Here is a 24,569-nt window from a genome sequence, read left to right as displayed (position 1 = left end):
ATTCCATCGCGCGAACTAACCCTACTGATCCTTCTCAGAAAACCTACAACAATAACAACGTAACTAACAATGAAATCAAGCTGCCTGACAGACGCGGCGTTTCCCGCAACAAAAAACCCATAAGCCGTAAATAACCTCTCCCCTACCTATTGTTTGGCAATTAACAACAAATGAAAACTTAGGTTTATTTTTGCCTCAGAAACTAAGTAATATGAAAGCATTGAAAACCACATTCTTTGCCGGTGCACTGGCCTTGATGGCCGTTTCGTGCGGTGCTCCGCAAAAGCAACAAACCCCCGATCCGATGGACCAATTGGTGAACAAGTACGCCAAGGTGGAGCTCACCTCCGACATCAGTCATCTGAGCGACAATGAAAAACAGATGCTGGTGCTGCTTTTCGAAGCCGCAAAAATTATGGACGATATTTTCTGGACACAAAACATCGGCCCGAAAGAAGAATTTTTGTCCACCATCACCGAACCGCGCCTGCGCCTCTTTGCCGAAATCAATTACGGCCCATGGGATCAGCTCGACAACCAGAAGCCCTTCATCGAAGGCTATGGACCAAAGCCCGCCGGAGCACAATATTACCCGGCCGATATGACCAAGGAGGAGTTTGAAGCCTTCAGCGACCCCAACAAAACCAGCCTCTATACCCTGATCCGCCGCGACGAAAACGGTGCACTGAAAGCAGTATGGTATCACGAAGCCTACGCTGAGCAGACCGAAAAAGCCGCTGCCTTGCTCGAGCAGGCTGCTGCCCTGGCTGCCGACGAAGGTTTTGCCAACTACCTGCGTCTGCGCGCCAAAGCCCTGCGCACCGACGACTATCTGGAAAGCGATATGGCCTGGATGGATATGCGCAACAACAATGTGGATATGGTGATCGGCCCTATCGAAAATTACCTCGACGGCTTGTTTGGTTACAAAGCGGCTCACGAAGCCTTCATCCTGATCAAAGACCACAAATGGAGCGATCGCCTCTCGCGTTATGCACAATTCCTGCCGGAACTTCAGAAACAACTGCCAGTGGATGAAGTGTATAAACAGGAAGTGCCGGGCTCGGATGCCGACCTCAACGCCTACGACGCCGTTTTTTATGCCGGCGACTGCAATATGGCCAGCAAGACTATTGCCATCAACCTGCCCAATGACGAGCGCGTACACCTGAGCAAAGGCACCCGCAAGCTGCAGCTGAAAAATACCATGAAGGCCAAGTTCGACAAGATTCTTGTGCCTATTGCCGAAGAGCTCATCGCTCCCGAACAGCGCGAACACATCGCCTTCGACGCCTTCTTCAGCAATGTGATGTTTCATGAAGTAGCCCATGGCATGGGCATCAAGAACACCATCAACGGACAAGGCACCGTACGCAAAGCCCTGAAAGAGATGTATTCGCCCCTGGAAGAAGCCAAAGCCGATATCCTCGGTCTTTATCTGGTGACCAAGCTCCACGAAATGGGCGAATACACCGACACCGAAATCATGGACAACTACGTCACCTTCATGGCCGGCATCTTCCGCTCGGTGCGCTTTGGTGCTGCAAGCGCCCATGGCAAGGCCAATATGATGACCTTCAGCTTCTTCCTCAACGAAGGCGCTTTCACACGCAAGGACGACGGCACCTATGCCATTAACCTCGACAAGATGATGGAAGCCAGCAAGAAGCTAACGGGCATGATCCTGAAGGCCCAGGGCGACGGCGACTACGAAATGGTGAAAAACTGGGTGACCACCGACGGCGTAATCAAAGACCAGCTGAAAGCCGACCTGGGACGCATTACCGCCAAAGGCATTCCGGTGGACATCTATTTCGAGATGGGACCCCATATGCTCGGCCTGAAATAAACTTTTATTACAGATTACCTCAAACACCCAATAATGAAAAGAATAGTATTGTTTTTCCTGCTGTTTGCAGGGCTGATGCAGGGCGTCAGGGCCGACGAAGGCATGTGGCTGCCCATGTTTGTGAAGCGCCTCAACCATGCCGAGATGCAAAAAATGGGTCTCAGGCTCACCCCCGAAGAGATCTACAGCGTAAATAACGCCAGCCTGAAGGATGCCATCGTGGGCCTTTCGAACAGCCCAACACCCAACGGATATTTCTGCACCGGCGAAATTGTTTCGTCGCAAGGCCTTGTGTTCACCAACCATCACTGCGCCTACGACCTTATCCAAAAGCACAGCTCGGTTGAAAACGACTACCTGACCAATGGTTTTTGGGCAAAGAGCTTTGCCGAAGAACTTCCCAACGAAGGCCTGACGGCTTCAATCCTGATCAGCATGGCCGACGTTACCGACTCGGTGATGGCGGTGCTTAATGATAAAATGAGCCCGGATGAGCGTGGAGCAGCCATCCGTAAAAAGACCTCCGAGCTGCGCAAAAGCTTTAATCCCGAAGGAAAATACCATGTGGTGGTAAAGAGCTTTTTCGAAGGCAACGAGTTCTATCTGTTTATCTATCAGGTGTATCGCGATGTGCGTCTGGTAGGTGCTCCCCCATCGGCCATTGGTAAATTCGGCGGCGATACCGACAACTGGATGTGGCCCCGCCACACCGGCGACTTTGCCGTATTGCGTATTTACACCGCCCCCGACGGCTCGCCCGCCGACTACAGCAAGGACAATGTACCGCTCAAGCCCAAACACCACCTGCCCATCAGCCTCGACGGAGTGCAAAACGGCGACTTTTCGATGATCTGGGGTTTTCCGGGGAGCACCGACCGCTACCTGACAAGCTTTGGGGTGAACTTCAACCTCGGGAAACAATACCCGGTGATTATCGACCTGTTTGGCAAGCGCCTCGAAGCCTGGAAACAATACATGGATGCCGATCCGGCCGTGCGCATCAAATATGCCAGCAAATATGCCCAGGTGGCCAACACCTGGAAATACCTCATCGGCCAGACCCGCGGGCTGAAAAAGCTTAACATCATGGGCCGCAAACAGGCCGAAGAGCTGCAATTCAGCGAATGGGTGAGCTCGGATGAGGCATTGACCGAAAAATATGGCAAGGTGCTGGCAGAACTCGAGGCCGGCTACCTGGCCATGGGCCAAACCATCCAACCCATGTTGTACAACAACTTTGCCGGAGCCGGTGGGGCCGAAATCATCGGCTTCGCTTCATCCTTTGTCCAGCTGCGCGAACTGCTTAAGCCCATTGCCAAAGCCGATCTGCCCAAAGACAAAGCCATGGCCGACAAAATGCGCAAAGAACGCGAAGAACAGGTGAAGAAAACCATCGAAAGCCTGCGCGGCGCCATCGAGGGCCATTTCAAAAATTATCATGCTCCGGCCGACCAGCTTGTGCTGCAATATATGCTCGAGGCCTACAGCAATAACGTAGAACCCGGTGCACAACCCGAAGCCTTCCGCAACCTGATGAAAAGGCACAACGGCAATTATGCAGCGGCTGCAGCCGATGTGTTTGCCCGATCGATGCTCAGTTCACCCGAAAAGGTGGAAGCCTTGCTGAACAAACCCAGCCTGAAGACCTTGCAAAACGATCCGGCCCTCCAGCTGGCCGATGGTTTTAGCAGCAAGATGATGGAAGTGGCCGGCCCATTCCGTCAGGCACAGGCATCCATTGGCAATGCCCGCCGGCTGTGGATGGCCGGATTGCGCGAAATGCAGCCCCAGCGTGCCTTTTACCCCGATGCCAACAGCACCCTGAGGTTTACCTACGGCAGCGTGAAAGACTACTACCCTGCCGATGCAGTGCACTACAACTACATCACCACCCACAAAGGCATACTCGAAAAAGAAGACCCCTCGAACGATGAGTTTATCGTGCCCGAAAAGCTGAAATCGCTGATCCAGACCCTCGACTTTGGTCCGTATGGCGACAACGGCACCCTGGTGACCTGCTTTATCAGCACCAACGACATCACAGGAGGCAATTCGGGAAGTCCGGTGATCAACGGCAAGGGCGAACTCATCGGCATTGCTTTCGACGGCAACTGGGAAGCCATGAGCGGCGACATTGCATTCGAGACCGACTTGCAGCGCACCATCAGCGTTGATATCCGCTATGTGTTGTTTGTGATTGACCGCTATGCCGGAGCCACCAACCTGATTGATGAGCTCGACATCCGCAAATCGGAACCAAAGCCAGTGCGTGTGGAGGCATACTGAGAATGACTTGTGTCAAGAAAAAAATCCGGCGCTGAGAAGCGGCCGGATTTTTTTTTTGAGTTGCGGGTGGCGGGTAGCGGGAAGGAGGGATTCAAAGATTCATGATTCAAGGATTCAAAGATTCAAGGGGTTACGAGTTGCGGGTTACGGGAGACGGGGAGATGGGGCGAGGGGGGGACTTGGCGAGGGGGAGACGGGGAGACTTGGCGACGGGGAGACTTGGCGACGGGGAGACTTGGCGACGGGGAGACGGGGAGATAGGGAGAGGGGGGGACGGGGCGAGGGGGCGAAGGGGCGACTTGGAGAGGGGTAGACGGGGCGACTTGGAGAGGGGTAGACGGGGAGACGGGGAGAGGGGGAGACGGGGAGAGGGGGGTGTTGTGTGGGTGAAAGTGGGAGCTGTGGGGAGGGTGTGGGAGTGAAAGCTTTACCTTTGCGGGGTTAAAGTGTTGACGATGTTTGCCATTGAGCTCAAGGTGCGGGATTACGAATGCGATATGCAGGGGATAGTGAACAACGCTGTATATCAGCACTATCTGGAGCATGCGCGGCATGAGTTTCTGCTGTCGCAGGGGCTGAGCTTTGCCAGGCTCACGGCCGAGGGTATCCTGTTGGTAGTGAAACGGATAGAAATTGACTATCAGCATCCTCTGCGCAGCGGAGAGGTGTTCGAGGTGCAATGCAGCATCAGCCGCATCTCACCCCTGCGGTTTGCTTTTCATCAGCGCATTGTCAGGCTGCCCGACCGCAAACCTGTGGTTGAAGCCAAAGTTATAGGCACTTCCATCAATGCCCAGGGCAGGCCGTTTTTGCCAGCAGTGATCGACGAGCTTTTCGGAAAACCGGCCTGATAGCGCCCTGCAAACCTTTGCCCCTCCCCTATCCGCCTTTAGCTTATACATTTTCCTGCCATCTACCGGCATTGCCGTATCTTTACACTTGTCATCACGCCTATTATGAGATATTACACCGCCTTTTTGCTGATGACCTGCTGGTTTGTTGGCCCAATGCTGCATGCCCAGCAGGTCCGACTGAACGAAATCATGTCGTCGAATGCCGTTGCATTGGCCGACGAGGATGGGGATTACCCCGATTGGATTGAGCTATACAATCATGGCAATGAGGCAGTTAATCTGTTCAATTACGGATTGAGCGACGATCCGCAGCAGCCTTTTCGCTGGCGTTTTCCGGCAGTGATCCTTGGGCCTGGGGAATATCTGGTGGTGTATGCCTCGGGGAAAGACCGTCCAACAGCGGGGCAGCCTCTGCATACGAATTTCAGCATCAGCGCTGAGGGCGAGCCCATCATCCTGAAAAACCAGCTGGGTCAAACCGTTGATAGCCTGGGGCCGGTGGCATTGCAACGCGATGTTTCGTGGGGCCGCCTTGTGGATGAACCGCTGCAGTTGCGCTACTTTCAGCCAGCCAGTCCGGGTGCAGCCAACACCACGCCTGCCTACACCCTGCTGCTTGGTCAGGTGGAGGCCTCGCACACACCGGGCTATTACACCACGGCTTTCGATTTGCAGCTTAGTCATACCCAGGCCGGAGCACAGATTGTTTACACCACTGACGGGGCCATACCCCGTGCCGGCAGCCCAACATATTCCGCACCTATCCCGGTATTCAACCGCACCTCTTTGCCCAATGGCATTTCGATGATTCCGACCAACAACAATCCCGATCCCGGGCCACCTTATTATGAAGGCTGGCAGCCACCGGCAGGTCAGGTGTTCAAGATCAATGTGATACGTGCCAGGGCCTTGCATCCCGATGCCCCTCCCGGTCCGGAACGCACATTTACATACATCGTCGATCCGGCGGGTGCCCAGCGCTACCGTCTGCCGGTGTTTTCGCTGGCTACCGATTTTGAAAACCTGTTCGATGCCGAGACCGGCATCTATGTGTACGGCAACCATAACAATTACTTTCAGGATGGTCCGGAATGGGAACGTCCGGCCAACCTGAGCATGTTTGAGCAGGACGGTCAGCCGGTGTTTTCGGAAAACATCGGCATCCGCATTCACGGCAACACCACCCGCAGCCGGCCGCGTAAGAGCCTGCGCATCATTGCCAAAAGCGAATACGGCAGCAGCTGGATCACGCATCGGCTGTTTCCGTGGAAAAACATCAACCAATACAAGCGTTTTTTGCTTCGCAACGGGGGCAACGACTGGGATTTTGCCACCTTTCGCGATGGTTTTCTGCAGGGGCTGATGCGCAATATGAAGGTGGATCGTCAGGACTATCGCCCGGCCATCCTGTTTATTAATGGCGAATACTGGGGTATTCACAACCTGCGCGACCGTTACGACGAGCATTACATCTACACGAAATACGGCATCCAGGAGCACGAGATGACCATGATGGAAAACAACTCGGAGCACAAATACGGCAGCACGGCGGGGGTGGTGCCCTACAACTATATGCGCGGCTACATCAGCCAGAACAACATGGCGCAGAATGTGTATTATCAGCCGGTGAAAGGCATGATGGATGTGGAGAGTTTCATTGATTTTCAGATTGCCCACATCTTTGCAATGAATACCGACTGGCCGGGAAACAACACCTTATACTGGCGTTACAACCGGGGCAGCTACGACCCCAATGCCCTGAACGGTCGCGACGGGCTATGGCGATGGATGCTGCTCGACATGGACTTCGGGTTTGGCCTGCCTTTCAACTATGTGCCCGGGGTGGGCATGGGGCCGGCGCATAATACGCTGGCTTTTGCACTTGCCTCCAATGGTCCGGCCTGGCCCAATCCGCCCTGGTCCACGATGATTTTTCGCAGGCTTGTTCAGAATGAGGAGTTTAAAAATCAGTTTATTCACCGTTTCTGCGACCTGCTCAACACCGATCTGAGCGAAGCCAGTGTGGAGCGGCAGCTCGATTCGCTGCAGGCCCTGCTTTCGCCTTATATGCAGGAGCACGTCAACCGCTGGCGCAGACCAGGCAGCCTGAACGAGTGGAACAACAACATCCAGGTGATGCGCAACTTTGCCCGCCAGCGGCCCGCTTATGTGAGGCAGCACCTGAAAAGTCAGTTTCAACTGCAGGAACCGGTAAAGCTGACGATCAGGATAAATCCGCCGGAGGCCGGAAAAGTGCTGGTAAACACTGCCACGTCTTCTGATGGCTGGTCAGGCTGGTATTTTCCTGGCATTCCGCTCTGCCTGCGCGCGCAGGCTGCGCCGGGTTACCGCTTTGTGGGCTGGGCAGGCGCTGCTTCGGGCATAGCCGAGCACACCACCCTCAGTTTGACTGGTCATGCGCAGGTGGAAGCCTTGTTCGAACCCAGCAACGACTTTCAGGGCGACTCGCTCAACCCTGTGGCTTATCGTCTGGCCAACGGGCCATATCGTTTTGGTTACTGGGATGCCAACCAGCCCGAGCGCACTTATCCGCCACATATGGTGTTTCAGCAAAGCAGCAAAAACGACCCCGGCCTCAACGATCCGATGACACATCCATACCATGTGCCTCCTTCGGAAATGCATGGCGATGATGCCGGCAGCATTGGTTTTCCATACCGCCTTACCCGGCGTACGCGCCTCAACGGACTGGGCGACCAGGGCATCTCGCTGATCAATACCGGACGCGGGCGTGACCTTGGGGCTGTGGTGCTGGCCCTGGATACCAGGGGGTTGCATGGCATCACGGTAGGATGGACAGGTGGTACAGTCCTCCCTAATTCGCGGGTCTATGCCATCAGGCTGCAATACCGCACCAGCCTCGACCAGCCTTTCGTCGATGTGCCCGGAGCTGGCGGCGAACCAGTGGAATACCAGCGGTCGGCTACAGCAGGCCATACACAGGTGTTTGCACCCGTTACCCTGCCACCCCAGGCCGACAACCAAGCCTATGTGCAGCTCAGATGGAAGTACTATTACACCGGTCAGCAGATCAACGCCAGCGACGGCAGCCGCGATATGCTCCGGCTCGACGATATTGAGGTGAACGCACTGAACCTGAGCACTTCAGAAAACACTATGCCGTCAGTTGAAGCGCGTTTGTGGCCCAATCCTGCCACAAATGCCACAAATTTGCAACTGAATATTGCTGAAAATCAAAAGCTCAGCATTGCCCTGTATGATGCAGGCGGCCGGTTGGTAAAGCGCTTTTACGAAAAACTTTTCCATTCAGGAGGCCATCAGCTTACGTTGGCTGTGGACGATGTCCGGCCCGGCATGTATTACGTGCGGATTGCAGGCGACAGGACAAACCGTACGCTCAAGCTGAGCTTGACGCGATGAATGGAGGGGTTTGGGTGACGGGGTGACGGGTGACGGAGTGACGGGTGACGGGGTGACTTGGCGAGGGGGAGAGGGGGAGACGGGGCGACTTGGTGAGGGGGCGACTTGGAGAGGGGGCGACTTGGAGAGGGGGCGAGGGGGCGACTTGGAGAGGGGGCGACTTGGAGAGGGGGAGACGGGGCGAGGGGGCGAAGGGGAGACTTGGCGAGGGGGAGACATGGAGAGGGGGAGAGAATGGGTTCTGGGTTGCGGGAAGCGAGTTACGGGAAGCGAGTTACGGGTTACGGGAAGTTGACGGTAGTTGTCGTTTTTGTCGTTGGTTATCGTTGGTTGTATCCGTGAAAATCAGCCTGATCAGTGTTATCAGCGTTCCAATATTTAGGATGGAACACTGAGGACGCTGATTGAGCAGATGGTCACAGATAAGAAACAGCGTGAATCAGCTTGATCTGTGTTATCAGCGTTCCAATATTTAGGATGGAACACTGAGGACGCTGATTGAGCAGATGGTCACAGATAAGAAACAGCGTGAATCAGCTTGATCTGTGTTATCAGCGTTCCAATATTTAGGATGGAACACTGAGGACGCTGATTGAGCAGATGGTCACAGATTAAAAACAGTGCAAATCAGCCAAATCAGTGTCATCTGCGTTCCATTTATTATAGGATAGAAAGATTCAAGGGGTTACTGGTAGCGAGTTGCGGGTTACGGGGGGTGTCGTAGTAGTGGGAGTTGTCATAGTTGTCGGTGGTTGTCGTGGTTAATTTGTAAATATATCTATCTGTTTTACAACACAATGTACCTCAAACTTAGTACCTCAAACTTACGCATCCCTGGATGAGTTATTTGTGGTATCCGGATCGAATGTTGGTGCATCGCCATTGCCTGGCACAATTGGCTTATTTGGTTATTTGGCGATGTTATTATGCTGATGATGTCCCCCTGGCCTGGCCAGGAGCAAGTGTTTTACAAGTTATCCAGGAGCAAAAAATCGGCAATGTGCATATGTTGTATGCCGTCGATATTATCGGTCCAGTTTTCGTCCATGCTAACCACATATTTGGGGTGATGGTCGCGCAGGTTTCTCAGGGGGGCAAACTCACGGTCGATGGTACTTTGCTCAGTCATTTTCCAGGTTACCTGCACATATACTTTTCTTTCTTGTTTTTCTGCTACAAAGTCAATTTCCTTATCGTCTGCCTTGCCAACGAAGACCCGGTATCCCCTTCTTTTAAGTTCCAGCAATACGATGTTTTCGAGCACTCCCGAAATCCATCGGTCCCTGTAGCCCATTAAAGCGTAAAGCAACGACTGATCTCCCACAAAATACTTCTCGAAGGTCTTCAGGATTTCACGGCCTTTCACGTCGTAACGGGGCACTTTGTAGATAATAAAGGCACTTTCGAGCGCATTCAGGTAGTTGTACACCGTATTAAGATCTATTTTCCGCTGCTGGCTCTTGAAATAATCGGCCACATTCTTTGCAGAGAACTTATTGCCCACATTATCAAACACAAACCTGACCACTCTTTCGAGCAGTTCCACATCACGAATGTTGTGCCTTTGTACGGTATCGCGCAAAATGGCCGAAGAGTAGATGTCGTAAATTATCCTGTAAGCAGAATCGGTGGAATAATCGGCAATGTGAATAACCGGAAAACCACCCATGCGCAAAAATTTTGAAAACTCAGCCCTCAGGGCAACAGCGTCATCCTTTTTCTGCCAGCCCCGGAACCGGAGATATTCTGAAAAAGACAAGGTGTATATTTGAATTTCAACATATCTTCCGGCCAGGTAAGTAGCTAGTTCAGAGGATAGCAGATGAGCGTTTGATCCTGTGATATAGATGTCGGCATGAAAATCGACCAGTAATGCATCCACCGCTCTTTCCCAACCTTTTACTTCCTGTATTTCATCAAGCAACACATAATAAGGCCGCCTATTGGTGATTTTTGATTTTATGTGTGCATATAATTTGTCAGCTTCGTGCAGGTCGGCATAATTGAAGCTTTCGAAATTTATGTGGATAATGTTTTCGTCATCCACACCCCGGCCCATCAACTCATCCTTGAGCATCAGCAGCATGGCCGATTTTCCGCAGCGCCTTATGCCCGTGATGACTTTGATAAGGGGTTTATCAATGAATTCGCGGAGTTGGTTAAGATATAAATCTCTTTTTATCATCGGCATTTTTTATGGTTGTAACCACAAATATAACACATTTCTGAAATGTTTTTATGCCTACAACCCTAAAAATAACACTGATATAGGAAATGACAGTGGGCAGGGGGATTCAAAGATTCAAGGGGTTACGGGGGGCGAGTGGCGGGTTACGGGTAGTTTGTTACGGGTGGCGAGTGGCGGGTGGCGGGAAGTTGACGGTAGTTGTCATTGTTGTCGTTGGTTATCGTTGGTTGTATCCGTGAAAATCAGCCTGATCAGTGTTATCAGCGTTCCAATATTTAGGATGGAACACTGAGGACGCTGATTGAACAGATAGACGCAGATAAGAAACAGCGTGAATCAGCCTGATCAGTGTTATCAGCGTTCCAATATTTAGGATGGAACACTGAGGACGCTGATTGAGCAGATAGACGCAGATAAGAAACAGCGTGAATCAGCTTGATCTGTGTAATAGCGTTCCATTGTTGAGGATAGAACAGTGATGACGCAGATTGAACAGATAGACGCAGATAAGAAACAGCGTGAATCAGCTTGATCTGTGTTATCTGTGTTCAATTGTTGAGGATAGATAGATTTGGGATGTGCGAGTTACGGGTGGCGGGTGGCGAGGGGGAGACGGGGCGAGGGGGAGACTGGGCGACGGGGAGAGGGGTGACTTGGTGACGGGGCGACTTGGCGAAGGGGAGACTTGGCGAAGGGGAGACTTGGTGTCTCGTCCTGAAATAGGTTGACAAAAAATCAACTTAAATTAGGACAAGAAAAGATGAAAAAGTACGATCAAAAATTAAAGGAACGGGTAATAGCAGATTACCTGTCGGGCGGTGGCACTTACCGCCATTTGCAAGCCAAGTATGGCATCAGTTTCCAAATCATACATCAATGGGTTCAGGATTTTAAGGGCAAGGGCACCAATCTCTGAAGCCGTCCAAACAAGCGGATGTAAAGCCTATGGAGGATTTACCTAAGGAGGTAAAGCTATTGCAGCATGAACTGCGGCAGGCAAGGCTTTACAACAAGCTGTTGGAGGCGTTGGTGGATATTGGCAAGGAGCAATACGGCATTGACCTGCGAAAAAAGCATGGCACCAAGCAGTCTTGAAAGTGGAGCAGCAGGAGCCTGACCGGGTAACCGGTTTGTGTTGCTCATTGCTTGGTTACAGCAGGCAAGCCTATTATCAGTACCAAAAACAACAGGAAAAAGAGGCGTTTCAAGCGGAACTGATTGTGCAGGAAGTGCTTCGCCACCGAAAGCTGCAAAAGCGAATTGGAGGCAGGAAACTCTTTGGTATGATGGACAGTTTCCTCCAGCAACACACCATCAGTATGGGCAGAGATGCCTTCTTTGATGTGTTGCGGGAGTATGGTTTGCTGGTTCGCGTTCGCAGAAGGAAAGCCAAAACCACTGATAGCGACCACCCTTACCGAAAGTATCCCAACCTGATAAAAGAGTTCATTCCCATTGCTGCCAACCAACTGTGGGTGTGTGATATCACCTACATTGTTATTGGCGATGGCTTTGGCTATCTGAGCTTGATTACAGATGCCTTCAGTCGAAAGATTGTGGGATTTTGCCTTCATAAAACCCTATCGGCAAAAGGCACTACTTTGGCACTGAAACAGGCACTGAAAAACAATCCAAACACCAAAGGTTTAATCCACCACAGCGATAGAGGCGTGCAATACTGCTGCCATGAGTATGTGGAAATACTGAAAAAAAACCGCATCAAAATATCCATGACTGAGAATGGCGACCCGCTGCAAAACGCCATTGCCGAAAGGGTAAACGGCATACTGAAAACAGAATTGCTGGAAGAAAGCTCCCAATCCTTTGCACATGCTCAAGAAGCGGTAGCTATTGCCATCAGCACCTACAACCATCTTCGCCCACACAGCAGCATAGGCAACCTAACGCCTTTTGAGGCTCATTCCCTCAACAATGGTACAATGCCAAAACGCTTGTGGAAGAACTATTATCAACCTAAACAAAAGCAAGTGGATATGGAAGAGGTTTAGGTTTTTTGAGGCATTGGGGCTTCTAAAGTAATTCAACGAAAAGCCGGATATTGCTACCCGGCTTCATAAACGAATTACTTCGTCAGCCACCGACTTATTTCCTGGTGAGTTGCTCCTCAGCATTGCTCACTTCCGCTTTCATCGGCAATGCAAAATTAAAATCGTTAAGCGGATTTAGGACTAAAAACAAAATGTAAATTTGTGTCAGGCGAGTCATCAAAAAAGTGTCAACTTTTTTTAGGACGAGACATGGCGAGGGGGCGAAAGGGTGACGGGGTGACGGGGTGACGGGTGACGGGGTGACGGGGCGAGGGGGGGCAGGTGGTTTTACCAGCTGATCATGCGGGAGGGGTTCATGCCGGTGGTGAAACTCAGCTGTCGTTTTCCTGACAAATTGTACACATGCACCTGACCGGTGTGGATAAACGAACGGGCATCGGCCACAAACACCCATCCCCGGCTGCGGTCCACATGCAGTCCGTACACCGTTTCGGGCTGTGTGCCATCGGTGATAAATTGCGGGTTGACAATATGTTTGCTGCGCACATCCATCAGGGCAATGCGCGATTGCATGCTTCCGGCATAATCTATCCAAGTGATCCAGGCGGTGTCGCCAAACACATAGAGCTGAAGGGCTTCGGTGTTGAGGCGTAGTTTGGGAAGGTCGGTTTGGCTGTCGATGACGGTGATTCCCGAAGGGATGTTGCTGTAGTTGCCGCGGCTCACCACGTACACATCGCCATAGGCGTCGGCGGCTATGGCACCGGGATTGGTGCCCACTGTGATGCGCCGGAGCTCGGTGAGGGTTTGCGGGTCGAATACCGAAACGGTACTGTCGTAAGCCGGAAAGTTCAGTCCACCGGAATTGGAGACATACAGCTTGTGGTTTGCCAGCACCATACCATCCGGATTTTGTCCTGCCTGTCCGAGGTATTTCAGTTCAAATTGCAGGGTATCGAGGGCAAGCACTTTGCCATCGAAGCAAGCCACAAAGACGTATCCGTTGTGGAAGGCCAGTGCGCGGGGCTGGCGTGCACGCGAGCCTTCGAACAGGGGCACCTGCGCTACCGATTTGCCGGTTTTTTTGTCGAGCACCTCAAGCTGACTCGAGCCTGTGGTTACGATATAAAGTTTGCTGCCGTATGTGCCCATGTCGTTGCCTGTGTCGCCCAATTTCCGGCCGTTTGTCAGTTCGAAAAAGTCGGTTTGAGCGATGCCGGTCTCCAGGTCGTACAGGGTGAGGGAGCTGTTGTTCATGTTGAACAGGCCTTCGTTGAGCACATAGAGGCCTTTGGCGGCAGGAGCCGGCGGATGGTGTGGTTGCTGTTCTTTCCGGCAGGCGGCAAAGCACAGTGCGGCAGCAGTGCACAGGATGGCGAAATTTCTCATTCGATATGTGCCGTTAGGGTGAGGTGGAATGCACGCCCGGGCATGGGGAAGCTCCGGATGACCTCATACTGAGCATTCAGCAGGTTGCTGACCTCGGCTTTGACCTGTGCCGGCAGGCCAAGCTTGTGGATCGAACTGCCCAGGCTCAGATCGAGGGTAGTCCAGGCCGGCAGCTGGTTCGATGTCGTATTTTCAGGGAGGTAGTAGCGTTTGCTGTTGAAGTAGGCGTTCAGGGCAACCCACATCCCGTTGGCATGCGATGCCTGGCCGAACCAGTTGAGGGCATGTAGGGGCATGTACTGGATCTGATGGCCATAGGCCGGACTTTCGGGCGAGCTGCGGTCAACAGCGCGCTGAAAAGTGTAGCTAAGATGCTGGTTCAGTTGCCATTGGCCTGACAGCTTTGAGTTCATGTTCAGGCTCATTTCGGCACCTGAGGCCGATACTTTGCCCAGGTTTCGCATCGACCACACGAAGAGGTTTTTGGTGGGGATGGCGATGATTTTGTCTCGCAGCTGATGGTGAAACACGTCGAGTTGCCAGCGAAAATGATGGTCTTGCCGGTGGGCCTCAGCTGCCCATCCCAGGCTGAACATGGTAGCTTTTTCGGGTTTAAGCACTGGATTGCCCACAATGTTGTAGTACAGGTCGTTAAAGCCGGGCAGGCGGAAGGCTTCTTTAGTTACGAAGCGGATTTTCGAGGTGGAATGTGCGGCTGTGCGCCAGGCCAGGCTGAACCCCGGACTGAGCGGATGGTGGCTTATTGGGTTGCCGGAGGCGCTTTCGAGTTCGAAGGCGTGGAGCCAGAGCAGGTGGGCTGTGCTTTCCCAGCGGCTGTTTTGCCAGCCGGCCGCCACAAGCTGGTGCCAGCTGAAACGGCGGGGATCGAGCGTGAGGTGTTTTGCGTCGAGGGTATTGAGGGTGAGGTCGTTGGCTGCCACAAAACGATACGCACCGCGTTCGGTTCCGATGGTATGCGAGAGGTAGTATTCCTGCTGCCGGTAGTTTTGTTCCAGATGACCCTGGGCATTCAGGAAGTCGGGGTCTTCGTAGTGCAGGTGCATGAGGGCATGACGGAGCAGGAGCTGTTGGCGCCAGCTGCCGGTGCGGGCATTCCAGCGGATGTGCTGGCTGAGGTCGGTGTTCGCGAGGCGTTGCGAGGCCTGAGGGTTGTAGAAGGTGACGGCGCCGGGCAGCCCTCTGTTGTTGTGGTCGAAGATAGCGCCATAGTCGAGGGTATGGCGTCCGTTCTGGTGGATGACTTTGGCCTGGAGGCCGGGGTTGTGAACGTCGGCATTGCTGCGTGTGGCCCATTCATCGTTTTGCTGTCCGTTTCGGATCAGGAAGGGATAGGTGCCATGGGCTTTGAGGTATCGCCCGGCCAGCTGTGCGCGGCTGTGTGCCGACACCCGGATGTCGGCCATGGCAAAAGGCTGGATCAATCCGAACGAGCCGATCCGCAGGCCAGCACGTGCTTTGCTGTGTTGGTGCGCAAAGTCGGGGCTGATGGTTTGCAGCGCCAGGGCCGAAGCCTGGCTGTACCAGCGGGCAGGCTGGAAAAGCTCCACGCTGCCACCAGTGGTCAGGCTGAGGTCGTCGGCCAGGTCGATGAGCAGCCTGCCCAGGTCGATTTGTCCGGTGGCGGCATCGGTCATGGGCACGCCATCCACAAACACTCCCGTATGTTGCGCGCCCAGACTGCGTACTTGTATGGTTTTCAGGCCGCCGATGCCGCCATAGTCTTTGACGTGGACGCCTGCAAAATGTCGGATCGCATCAGCAACGCTGTTTCCTGAGAGGTGTTGCAGCTGCAGGGCGTCGAGGCGTTGCACAGGGATGCTGCCTTGCGTTGTCCGTATCCGTTGGCCGCTGACCTCCACCTCCTGCAACGAAAGCGTATCGGGCTGCTGCGCCCTGGCCACAGCCATTGCCAGCAGGAGGTGGAAAAACAACATGATCAGCGTTGAGCGGCGCATTGGGCTTATTTTTTGAGCAGCCTGATTGTTTCGATACCTGCCTGATGCACGATGCGCATCACGTATGCACCGGGTTTGAGGGCTGATGTTCCTATTGTGCCATTTACCGGCCCGTTGAGTTCCAGGTGCATGCGGCCGCTCAGGTCGAACAGCTGCACTTGCCGGACTGCGAGACCGGAGATGTTGATGTAATCGCTAAAGGGATTGGGCCACACGGCAAAGCGGGCTGAGGGGCGTTCGGGCAGGGCAACAGGCGAGGCCGGCAGGGCCAGGCTGAGGTTGTCGGCAGCAAGGTAGGTAGGGGTATTGATGCCATAGATGCCCACATCGGAGCTGAGGAGGAAAAAGCGCAGGCCTTTGACCGGACCCAGCTGCGAAAGGTCGAACCAGCGCCAGTCGTTCACGATGTAGTCGAGGCTGTTGTCGTCGAAGCGGTAGTCGGCCAGATAAAACTGCAGGGTGTCGGTATGGCTGCCGTCCTGACGGATGCCGAAGGCATTGAGCACAAAGAAGTCGGGGTCGTTGCCACCGGGGCCACCAAATTTTTTGGCAAAGGCATCGCCGTCGCGCATCGAGAGGTAGGCCATGGTGGTGTTGGTCACATAGAGGCCATTGGCTATAAAGAGGCTGTCGCCGGCAAAGTTGACCTGCACGGGAATGGGGTCGTTGTTGCCCATGAAATCGCTCGACACGTAGGCCAGGGCGTAGTTGGTGCCCCCATCCGGTCCGGCGCCCATTCCTCCGGCAGTGATGGCGCTGTGTTGGTTGCTCCATCCTGCGGTAGTGTCATCGCGCATATTGCTATAGGCCCATCCGCTCCACGAAAACCAGTTGGGGTCGTAGGTATTCACAAAAAAGGCGCTGCCGCTCAGGAAACCGCCGGAGCCATCCGAGCCGTTCCAGTAGCTATCCGGAGCCAGGTTCAGATCGTCGAAATGGCTGATGCGGTATGGAAGGCCGATGTTGATGAGTCCCACCCCGTCGAGGTCGAAGCCCCCGGAGGCGAAGGGAGTGGGGAATGGATCGTTCACGATGTTGCCCTGTGCATCGTAGGTGGCAAAGGCCGGATCGATGCTGCCCACCACGTCCACTATCCTTACAAAACGGATGTTGTTGAGGTCGATGCCAGTGCTGTCGGCCAGGTCGCTCAGGTCGAAGGGCGTACCGTATCCACCGCGGTATTTGCCGGCCAGGTTGTGGATGTTGGTCGGATCGAGGGTGCCAAAACTACCCACCTGGGCATTGGTAGGCGTGAGCGAGGTGGCGGGGAAGCGTACAAAGCGCTGGCCGTCGGAGCTCACCTCCACAAAGGCAAGTTCGAGAAAGGTGTCGCTGAAGCTGTTTTCGAATACGGCAAAGTCGAAACCCGGGCCATTGACGATGGGGTGGCTGAAGCTGAGGGTGATGTGGCCGCCATCGCCCAGGCTCACCACTTCGGTGCTCACACCTGAGGCTGGCCCTAGGGCTTGGGAGGGATGGCCAAAACTGGCTCTGTTGGAGCCACCGGCATACACACTCGTGTCGGCGATGTTGACCCATCCGCGGACAATTTCATAACCATTTGCCCATGCCTTGAAAGCCGGGTCGTCTTTGTGAATGGCGGTGCTGCCCGGTTGTCCGGCAGCAGGGGGAAAAGGTCCCTGGGCAAAGGATGCCGAACTGAAAGTCAGCCATAAGCCGAGGGCAGCGAGGGCAGCCAGTCGCACCGGCTTTTGAGAAGTGTAATGATGCAACATAGGATAAGGGTTTAGGGTTCCGGAAGCAGCTGTGATGTTCGCGCTTTGTGCAGCAGAACCCGCCATCGCCCTTTTGCAGGTCAAACCATGTTGCCGGTCAGCATTCCGGCAGGTGGTTATTGTTGACCGCAACATCTTTGCGTTGGTAAGCACACGGGGGAATCCCTGAGGCTTTTGAGCCTCGCGGAGTTTGATTGGCATACGCGACAAACCATTCATAAACCATGGATGTTTTGGTTATCAAATGGTAACTCGCGGGAAAGGGGGAATCAAACAATACACCGTGGCGTATGGCCTGTTCCTTCGCTTTTCGCCCGAAAGCTACGAACAACGGTTTGCGGCAGGTCTTCTGACTTGTCCGGCCTGCGTCCGGCCTTCCCATCTGCCTGAGCGGCAGACAGTGACACTGTTGGACGAGGCCTGTGCACGGACTCACAGCTACGGGGATAGTTCCCGACTTGCACGGGATTCCCTTTTAATCTTCTGCGAAGAACCGCAAACTGGGGGCAAAGTTATTTCAAAAAGCTGGTTTTTGGACGATCACCGAAAAAAATCCATCTAAAAGGCGGAGGCAGTGCAACCGAACCAAGCCCTAACCCATCATGTGGCCTGCGCCCGTATGCATTATTTACGGACATTTGCACGCCAAAATCTGACCATTGGCCAATCGAAATAACCTTTATGCAGGCATTTTGATGCTCACATTGCTCATGTTTGCCATGAGCCTGCCCTGGCGTATGCCTCATGTGGACGATGCCTGGCTCGGAGAGCACAGTTACTGGCTTGCAAGGGAAGGTGTGGTGAAGTCGAAACTGATGAACGGCATCGCAGGAAGCGAGGAGAGGCTGGTTTTGCACCACAAGCTGCACACCTGGATCGGGGCAGTGGCCATCCGGTTGGGAGGATTCAATATGCATTTGCTCAAAGGCACATCGCTTATCTTCCTGATGCTCAGCCTGATGCTCAGCCTGCATCTGGGCAAACGGACAGGACTGGTCACAAGCCCGCAGCAAAGGGTTTTATTGTTGATTTTGCTCCTGGCTAATCCGCTTATTTTCGAATTCGGCTTTATTTTCCGACCCGAGATGTTGCTCACTGGCCTGGTTTTGCTGAGCTTTTTATTTCTTCACAAAGCTGCAGCAGATCAAGGAAATCAATACCTGTCAATCATTTTATCGGGCATTTTTTCCGGACTGGCGCTGGTGGCCCACCTGAATGGTTCCGTTTTTGTGGCTGCGGGTTTTGTCAGTTTGCTGGTCATGCGCCGTTGGACCGGAGCACTGGCATTTGGTACTGCGGCAAGCGTGGCTGCGCTGTTGTATTTTGCCGATTTCAGGGGCGTTGACGATTTTTCGCTGTGGTATCACCAGCTCACTTTTATTCCCAATGGTCGCAGTACCGGGAGTTGGTGGATGCACTTCCTTCTCAACCTTCGGGATGAGCATATGCGTTATTTCCACAGCCCGAAAGAGATTGTCTTTACGCTGCTCATCGTTTTTTCGCTGCTTACGCAGCACAGGCGTCTCTGGCGCGATCAGCAACTGCTGCTGGTCTATACACTGGCGGCAATGTTTTTCCTCGGGCTGTTGGGCTTGCACAAAACCACGAAATACATCATTCCGGTTCTGCCCTTCTGGGGTCTGATCATCGTCAGTGCGCTGAGCGAGGGGATGGCGAAAAATCGCGTGCCGAAATGGGGTCAGGCACTGGCAGGTATGGTGCTGATTGTTTCGTTGGTTTATAACAGCCAGGTTGTAGCACGAAAGTATGATCCGCTGCTCAATGCGCAGATGCGGGAAGTATTTGCGGGAAGCCGAAGCGATTCGCTCAAGGTTGCAGCGCCTATGGAGTTCATTTTCGATGAGCTGGATAACTTTGAGTCCATTCAGGGCCTGATGGCCTGGAGCGAGCTGCAGAAAATAGATCCTGACCTTAAAGGAGAGGAATTGCTCAGGAGGGCAAGGGCGCAGGAGGTTGACCTGATCCTGCTCAACCGGCACAACCAGCGCAGTTTCGGGATGCAGGCATTTGAATCGGGTCGTGTATGTCAGGGCTATCTGCTCAAATTCAAATCGCCCCAGCTGATGGTTTGGAGCCGTGTTCCCGGCGCACCACAGCTGTCGCATAACCCGGTTACAGAATATAGGGAAGGGCTTTTCAAATTCAGCAGCGCAATTCGCTGATTGCGTAAGGGTGAAAATTCACAGCCTCAGCAGCCAAAGATTCAAGGTTGGTAAAAGTTGGTGTTGACAGATTTCTGAACCCCGACAGGGTTGAATAAACTCAATATTCAGGCGCTGGATTTGAGCCGGATGATGAATTGTGAGCGTGTACCCGGCACTATTACCCTGATGGGGGGTTATGCCGGATATTCCACAAAATTGCGTTCGGTTTCGTAGAGCCTCACCTGCAGCTCGTATCTGTCGTCGAGTTTGGCTCTGAGCAGGTTGTATATGACGATGGCAATGTTTTCGGCCGTGGGAATGATGCCATCGAATTCGGGGCAATCGAGGTTGAGGTTTTTGTGGTCGAAACGTTCTTCTACTTCCTTGCGGATGAGGTCTTTCAGGATTTTCATATCGATCACATAACCGGTTTCGGGATCCACCTCGCCCACCACTTTCACAATCAGGTCATAATTGTGGCCATGCCAGTTGATGTTGTTGCACAGGCCGAAGACCTCGTTGTTGCGCTGGTCGGTCCAGGCAGGGTTGTAGAGGCGATGTGCGGCGTTGAAATGTGCTTTGCGGTAAACGGCTACTTTCATTTATGACTTTTTTAAGAAAACACGGCAAAGCGGTCTTTGGTTCAAATAAAGCTGGGTCAGCGCCGGTTTTTAGATTTTTTTGTGCTTTTGTGGTCCGGAGCTGTTTTGAATGAGCTGAGCACATCGGTATCCAGCAGGACGAAGTCCATTTTTTTGCGGATGATATCCACTTTTTTGACGCGAATGGTCACCGGATCGCCGAGCCGGTAAACGCGGCCTGTCCCCTGCCCTACCACGCGGTAGTTGTCTTCGTCGAGGTAGTAATAGTCGCCGGGCATTTCGGTATAGCGCACCATGCCTTCGCATTTGCTTTGTTTGAGTTCCACGAAAAGGCCCCATTTGCTCACCCCCGAGATGAGGCCTTCGAAGGTTTTGCCAATTTTGTCGGCGAGGTATTCGGCTTGCTTAAACTTCACCGAGTCGCGTTCCATTTCGGCTGCCCGGCGTTCCATTTCGCTGGCGTGCTGGCAGATGGGTTCGTAGGTTTCGGCGCTCACCGAGGGTTTCTGCTGAAAGAGGTAGCGGTCGAGCAGGCGGTGCACCATCAGGTCGGGGTAGCGGCGGATGGGCGAAGTGAAGTGGGTGTAGTAGCGGAAGGCCAGTCCGTAGTGGCCGATGTTTTGCGTGCTGTATTCGGCTTTGGCCATGGTGCGCACGGCAATGGTTTCGATGAGGTTTTTCTCGCCTTTGCCTTCCACGGCCTCGAAAAGGCGGTTGTACGACTCGACGAGTTTTTTGCGCGAACTGATGTTCATGCTGTAGCCCAGCTTGCCCACAAACTGCAGGAAGGTGTTGAGTTTTTCGGGGTTAGGCTGGTCGTGAACGCGGTAAACAAAGGTTTTTGGTTTCGACTTTCCGGCAGGCCTGCCGATCTCTTCGGCCACGGTGCGGTTGGCCAGCAGCATAAAGTCTTCGATGAGCATATGGCTTTCCTGTTGCACTTTCACGTAAGTATCCACGGGTTTGCCGTTTGCGTCGAGCACAAATTTCACTTCTTCGGTGCGGAAGTTGATCGAGCCTTCTTTCATGCGTTTTTCGCGCAGTTTGGAGGCCAGACCATGCAGCACAAGGATTTGTTCGCTGTTGTCGCCTGGCTGGCCTTCGATCATGGCCTGGACTTCCTCGTAGGCATAGCGTCGGTTGGACCGGATCACGGTACGGCCGATCCATTTGCTGAGCACTTCGGCCTGGTCGTTCATTTCGAACACGGTGGCGAAGCACAGTTTATCCTCGTCGGGACGCAGTGAGCAGATGTGGTTCGAGAGTTTTTCGGGCAGCATGGGGATGGTGCGGTCCACCAGGTAAACCGAGGTGCCGCGTTCGCGGGCTTCGGCGTCGGTGGCCGAACCTTCGGGCACGTAGTGCGACACATCGGCTATGTGTACGCCCACTTCCCAGTTGTCGTTGTCGAGTTTGCGGAGCGAGATGGCATCGTCGAAGTCTTTGGCGTCAACCGGGTCGATGGTGATGGTGAATACCTGGCGGAAGTCGCGGCGGCGGGCAATTTCGGCCGGGGTGATGCCATGGTCGATGCGCGCCACTTCTTTTTCGACAGCTGCCGGAAAAGCCAGGGGATAGTTGTGGCCGGCCAGGATGCTGAGCATTTCCACATTGTTGTCGCCGGGTTTGCCCAGCACGTGGATCACCTCGCCGAAAGGGTTTTTCGAGTGGTCGGGCCAATCGGTGAGACGCACCACTACCTTATCGCCGTTCTGGGCCTTACCCAGGCCTTCGGCAGGCACAAAGATATCCACGGGCATGGTGGGGCTGTCGGGCACCAGAAAGCCGAATTTTTTGCTGATAGAGATCACTCCGACAAAATCGGTCTTGGCACGCTGAAGCACTTCCACAATCTCGCCCTCGGGTTTGTGGCCCGACCGGCGCGGAAACAGCAGCACCTTCACCTTATCGTCGTGCAGGGCTTTGTAGGTGTTGTTGGGGGCAATAAAGATGTCTTCGCCACCCTCGTCGGGCACCACATAGGCTTTGCCGGTGCTTTTCATATCCACCCTGCCCGTGACGTATTGTTTTTTGCCATGCTCGCGCAAGGCATGCTGGGTGAGGACGTATTTGAACCTGTTTTTTTCTTCGATCATCCCCTCGTTTTGCAGTTCGTCGAGGATCTGAAATAGCAGGTCTTTGCCGGCAGCATCGTTGATGCTCAGGGCTTTGCCTATTTGTTTGTGGTTGAGGGGCTTAAATGGATTTGCGCCGAAAAGGCTGAGTATGCTTTGCCGGAGTATGGCTTTGGTTCCGTTGCTTTTGGATTTGTTTTTTGGCATTGAGCTGAAATGCATAAATAATGCACAAAGGTAAGCCTAAACCACGGGCACTAAGCGAAATAATATGAAAACACCTGCTTTTCAGTGGTATTGGACAGAAGTCCGGAGTTCCCGGCCGGGCAAAGCTTCGATCAAGCGGCGGGTGTAATCCTGCCGGGGATTGTTGAACAGCTCATCGGCTTCGCCGGTTTCGAGGAGCCTTCCGTGGTGCATTACCATGATTCTGTCGGAAAAGTACCGGATCACCCCAAGGTCGTGTGAGATGAACAGGTAGGTGAGATTAAACTCAGCTTTCAGCTCAGCCAGCAGGTTGAGCACCTGGGCCTGGACCGATACATCGAGTGCCGAAACCGGCTCGTCGAGCACCACAAACTCAGGTTCAACAGCCAAGGCCCGCGCAATGCCGATGCGCTGGCGCTGACCTCCGGAAAACTCGTGGGGATAACGGTGGTAATGGTCTGCCGACAGTCCGACGCGCTCAAGCAGGTAGATCACCCTTTCGGTTTGCTTTTTCCTGTTGCCATTGAGCTTATGCACCAGCATGGGTTCGCGTATGGCTTCGCCCACCATGATGCGCGGATTGAGCGAGGAATAGGGGTCCTGGAAAACAATCTGCATGCTGCGCCGCAGCCTGAGGAACTGCGACCTGTTGTCCGGATCGACGGGCGAGCCTTTGAAAACGACCTTGCCAGAGGCCAGCCTGGTGAGCTGCAATATTGCACGACCGAGGGTGGTTTTTCCGCTTCCCGATTCTCCTACCAGCCCCAGGGTCTCGCCGGGATAGATGTCGAAGCTCAGGTTGTCGACGGCTTTCAGGATTTGCCGTTTTCCTTCGTGTTTTTTAAGCGCAAAGTGAACGGAGAGGTTCCGGGCACTCAAAAGAGGCGACCTGGCATAAAGCGCACTGTGGAGTTGGTGGCGATGGCTTTCCGGGAGCGCAAGTTGTTGGGCCATTTGCCGGCTGTCTTTCCATTTGCCTTCGAGAAATTCGCTGACCACAGGCAGGCGGCTGAAGCGCATATCCAGTGGGGGTCGGCAGGCCATAAGGCCCATGGTGTAGGGGTGTTTTGGATGAAGCAGTACCTGGTTTACAGGGCCTTGGTCAACCAGCTGTCCTTTGTACATCACGGCAACACGGTCGGCTATTTCTGCCACCACGCCCAGGTCGTGGGTAATGAATATGAGCGCCATGCCGTATTGAGCCCTGAGGCGCGCCAGCAAACGCAGGATTTCTTTCTGAACGGTGACATCGAGGGCTGTGGTGGGTTCGTCGGCAATGAGCAAGCGGGGCTGGTTGGCCAGGGCCATGGCAATCATCACACGCTGCCGCTGACCGCCCGAAAGCTCGTGCGGCCAGGCTTTGAACACCTGTTCCTCGCGGGGCAGCATGACCTGACGAAACAATTCGAGCACCATGGGCCGGGCCTCATTTAAACTTATCCCGCGATGCACCATCAGGGCCTCGGCCACCTGCAGGCCACAGCGCATCACCGGGTTGAGCGAAGTCATGGGTTCCTGGAAAATCATCGACATGAGCTTTCCGCGCAGGCCGTTCCATGCAGCCGGGTCATGCTGATTCAGATGGCGGCCCTCAAAAAGCAAGGCATCCGACTGCACAATGGCCGAGCGGGCCGGCAATAATCCCATGAGCGATAAGGCAGTCACCGATTTGCCCGATCCCGATTCGCCTACTATGGCCAGACTCTCACCAGGCATCACACTGAAGCCTATATCCTGCACCGCGTGATGCAGGCCGGCCCGGGTGCGAAACGACACACGCAATTTGTCCACCTCAAGCAAAGGCAAAGTGGCAGGATTGATTTCCATGGCA

15 protein-coding genes and 1 riboswitch are annotated in these 24,569 nt (G+C 53.8%); of the genes, 8 read left to right on the top strand and 7 right to left on the bottom strand.

The window, feature by feature from the left end; translation table 11 throughout:
* Window positions 1–211: 211 nt before the first annotated feature.
* The 4 genes from IPM52_10155 (at window position 212) to IPM52_10140 (ending at window position 8,391) form a co-directional block, all read left to right on the top strand.
* Window positions 212–1,849 carry a Zn-dependent hydrolase gene (locus IPM52_10155; protein MBK9291974.1) on the top strand — a complete coding sequence of 546 codons (1,638 nt, stop codon included), beginning with the start codon at window positions 212–214 and terminating at the stop codon, window positions 1,847–1,849.
* Between the two features lie 30 nt (window positions 1,850–1,879).
* The gene (locus tag IPM52_10150; protein ID MBK9291973.1) at window positions 1,880–4,135 is read left to right on the top strand and encodes a S46 family peptidase; all 2,256 of its coding nucleotides are present in this window, start codon (window positions 1,880–1,882) and stop codon (window positions 4,133–4,135) included.
* Between the two features lie 455 nt (window positions 4,136–4,590).
* Window positions 4,591–4,986: an acyl-CoA thioesterase gene (locus tag IPM52_10145; protein ID MBK9291972.1), complete on the top strand. Its 396-nt coding sequence runs from the start codon at window positions 4,591–4,593 to the stop codon at window positions 4,984–4,986.
* 105 nt (window positions 4,987–5,091) lie between these two features.
* Complete coding sequence (locus tag IPM52_10140) at window positions 5,092–8,391, top strand: CotH kinase family protein (protein ID MBK9291971.1); 3,300 nt, start codon at window positions 5,092–5,094, stop codon at window positions 8,389–8,391.
* Between the two features lie 967 nt (window positions 8,392–9,358).
* Here the strand turns inward: IPM52_10140 and IPM52_10135 are convergent.
* Window positions 9,359–10,576 carry an ATP-binding protein gene (locus tag IPM52_10135; GenBank protein ID MBK9291970.1) on the bottom strand — a complete coding sequence of 406 codons (1,218 nt, stop codon included), beginning with the start codon at window positions 10,574–10,576 and terminating at the stop codon, window positions 9,359–9,361.
* 763 nt (window positions 10,577–11,339) lie between these two features.
* Here IPM52_10135 and IPM52_10130 point away from each other — a divergent pair.
* The 3 genes from IPM52_10130 to IPM52_10120 are packed head-to-tail and all read left to right on the top strand — an operon-like array spanning window position 11,340 to window position 12,588.
* Complete coding sequence (locus IPM52_10130; protein MBK9291969.1) at window positions 11,340–11,495, top strand: transposase; 156 nt, start codon at window positions 11,340–11,342, stop codon at window positions 11,493–11,495.
* Window positions 11,496–11,524: 29 nt separating this feature from the next.
* A complete protein-coding gene (locus IPM52_10125; protein MBK9291968.1) occupies window positions 11,525–11,674 on the top strand; it encodes a hypothetical protein in 150 nt (49 codons plus the stop codon).
* Between the two features lie 2 nt (window positions 11,675–11,676).
* Window positions 11,677–12,588, top strand: coding sequence for an IS3 family transposase (locus IPM52_10120; GenBank protein MBK9291967.1), 912 nt, complete (start codon window positions 11,677–11,679; stop codon window positions 12,586–12,588).
* A 327-nt stretch (window positions 12,589–12,915) separates the two neighbouring features.
* On the opposite strand, the gene IPM52_10115 is transcribed toward IPM52_10120, so the two are convergent.
* Genes IPM52_10115 through IPM52_10105 form a run of 3 tightly spaced genes read right to left on the bottom strand, consistent with a single transcriptional unit; the run spans window position 12,916 to window position 17,689 of the window.
* Window positions 12,916–13,977 carry a YncE family protein gene (locus tag IPM52_10115; GenBank protein MBK9291966.1) on the bottom strand — a complete coding sequence of 354 codons (1,062 nt, stop codon included), beginning with the start codon at window positions 13,975–13,977 and terminating at the stop codon, window positions 12,916–12,918.
* Window positions 13,974–15,953 (bottom strand): TonB-dependent receptor, encoded by a 1,980-nt coding sequence (locus IPM52_10110; GenBank protein ID MBK9291965.1) that lies wholly within the window; start codon window positions 15,951–15,953, stop codon window positions 13,974–13,976. Before IPM52_10110 ends, IPM52_10115 begins: the two co-directional genes overlap by 4 nt.
* 5 nt (window positions 15,954–15,958) lie before the next feature.
* Window positions 15,959–17,689: a DUF4465 domain-containing protein gene (locus tag IPM52_10105; GenBank protein ID MBK9291964.1), complete on the bottom strand. Its 1,731-nt coding sequence runs from the start codon at window positions 17,687–17,689 to the stop codon at window positions 15,959–15,961.
* Between the two features lie 321 nt (window positions 17,690–18,010).
* Window positions 18,011–18,202, bottom strand: a riboswitch (cobalamin riboswitch).
* 146 nt (window positions 18,203–18,348) lie between these two features.
* Between IPM52_10105 and IPM52_10100 the strand changes: the two genes are divergently transcribed.
* A complete protein-coding gene (locus tag IPM52_10100) occupies window positions 18,349–19,872 on the top strand; it encodes a hypothetical protein (GenBank protein ID MBK9291963.1) in 1,524 nt (507 codons plus the stop codon).
* A gap of 176 nt (window positions 19,873–20,048) precedes the next feature.
* Here the strand turns inward: IPM52_10100 and IPM52_10095 are convergent, their stop codons facing one another.
* The 3 genes from IPM52_10095 to IPM52_10085 form a co-directional block, all read right to left on the bottom strand.
* The gene (locus IPM52_10095; protein ID MBK9291962.1) at window positions 20,049–20,456 is read right to left on the bottom strand and encodes a 6-carboxytetrahydropterin synthase; all 408 of its coding nucleotides are present in this window, start codon (window positions 20,454–20,456) and stop codon (window positions 20,049–20,051) included.
* Window positions 20,457–20,512: 56 nt separating this feature from the next.
* Entirely contained in the window at window positions 20,513–22,738 is a 2,226-nt protein-coding gene (rnr, locus tag IPM52_10090; GenBank protein ID MBK9291961.1) for a ribonuclease R, read from the bottom strand.
* Window positions 22,739–22,819: 81 nt separating this feature from the next.
* Entirely contained in the window at window positions 22,820–24,565 is a 1,746-nt protein-coding gene (locus IPM52_10085) for an ABC transporter ATP-binding protein (GenBank protein MBK9291960.1), read from the bottom strand.
* Between the last annotated feature and the right edge of the window lie 4 nt (window positions 24,566–24,569).

This window comes from Bacteroidota bacterium (assembly GCA_016715945.1).
Taxonomy (GTDB): Bacteria; Bacteroidota; Bacteroidia; order Bacteroidales; family F082; genus JALNZU01.
This window is presented reverse-complemented; position numbering and strand designations above follow the sequence as displayed.

Coding starts and splice junctions, on each gene's coding strand:
- IPM52_10155 (MBK9291974.1), top strand. CDS start 212: ATGAAAGCATTGAAAACCACATTCTTTGCCGGTGCACTGGCCTTGATG.
- IPM52_10145 (MBK9291972.1), top strand. CDS start 4,591: ATGTTTGCCATTGAGCTCAAGGTGCGGGATTACGAATGCGATATGCAG.
- IPM52_10140 (MBK9291971.1), top strand. CDS start 5,092: ATGAGATATTACACCGCCTTTTTGCTGATGACCTGCTGGTTTGTTGGC.
- IPM52_10135 (MBK9291970.1), bottom strand. CDS start 10,576: ATGATAAAAAGAGATTTATATCTTAACCAACTCCGCGAATTCATTGAT.
- IPM52_10130 (MBK9291969.1), top strand. CDS start 11,340: ATGAAAAAGTACGATCAAAAATTAAAGGAACGGGTAATAGCAGATTAC.
- IPM52_10125 (MBK9291968.1), top strand. CDS start 11,525: ATGGAGGATTTACCTAAGGAGGTAAAGCTATTGCAGCATGAACTGCGG.
- IPM52_10115 (MBK9291966.1), bottom strand. CDS start 13,977: ATGAGAAATTTCGCCATCCTGTGCACTGCTGCCGCACTGTGCTTTGCC.
- IPM52_10110 (MBK9291965.1), bottom strand. CDS start 15,953: ATGCGCCGCTCAACGCTGATCATGTTGTTTTTCCACCTCCTGCTGGCA.
- IPM52_10105 (MBK9291964.1), bottom strand. CDS start 17,689: ATGTTGCATCATTACACTTCTCAAAAGCCGGTGCGACTGGCTGCCCTC.
- IPM52_10095 (MBK9291962.1), bottom strand. CDS start 20,456: ATGAAAGTAGCCGTTTACCGCAAAGCACATTTCAACGCCGCACATCGC.
- rnr (MBK9291961.1), bottom strand. CDS start 22,738: ATGCCAAAAAACAAATCCAAAAGCAACGGAACCAAAGCCATACTCCGG.
- IPM52_10085 (MBK9291960.1), bottom strand. CDS start 24,565: ATGGAAATCAATCCTGCCACTTTGCCTTTGCTTGAGGTGGACAAATTG.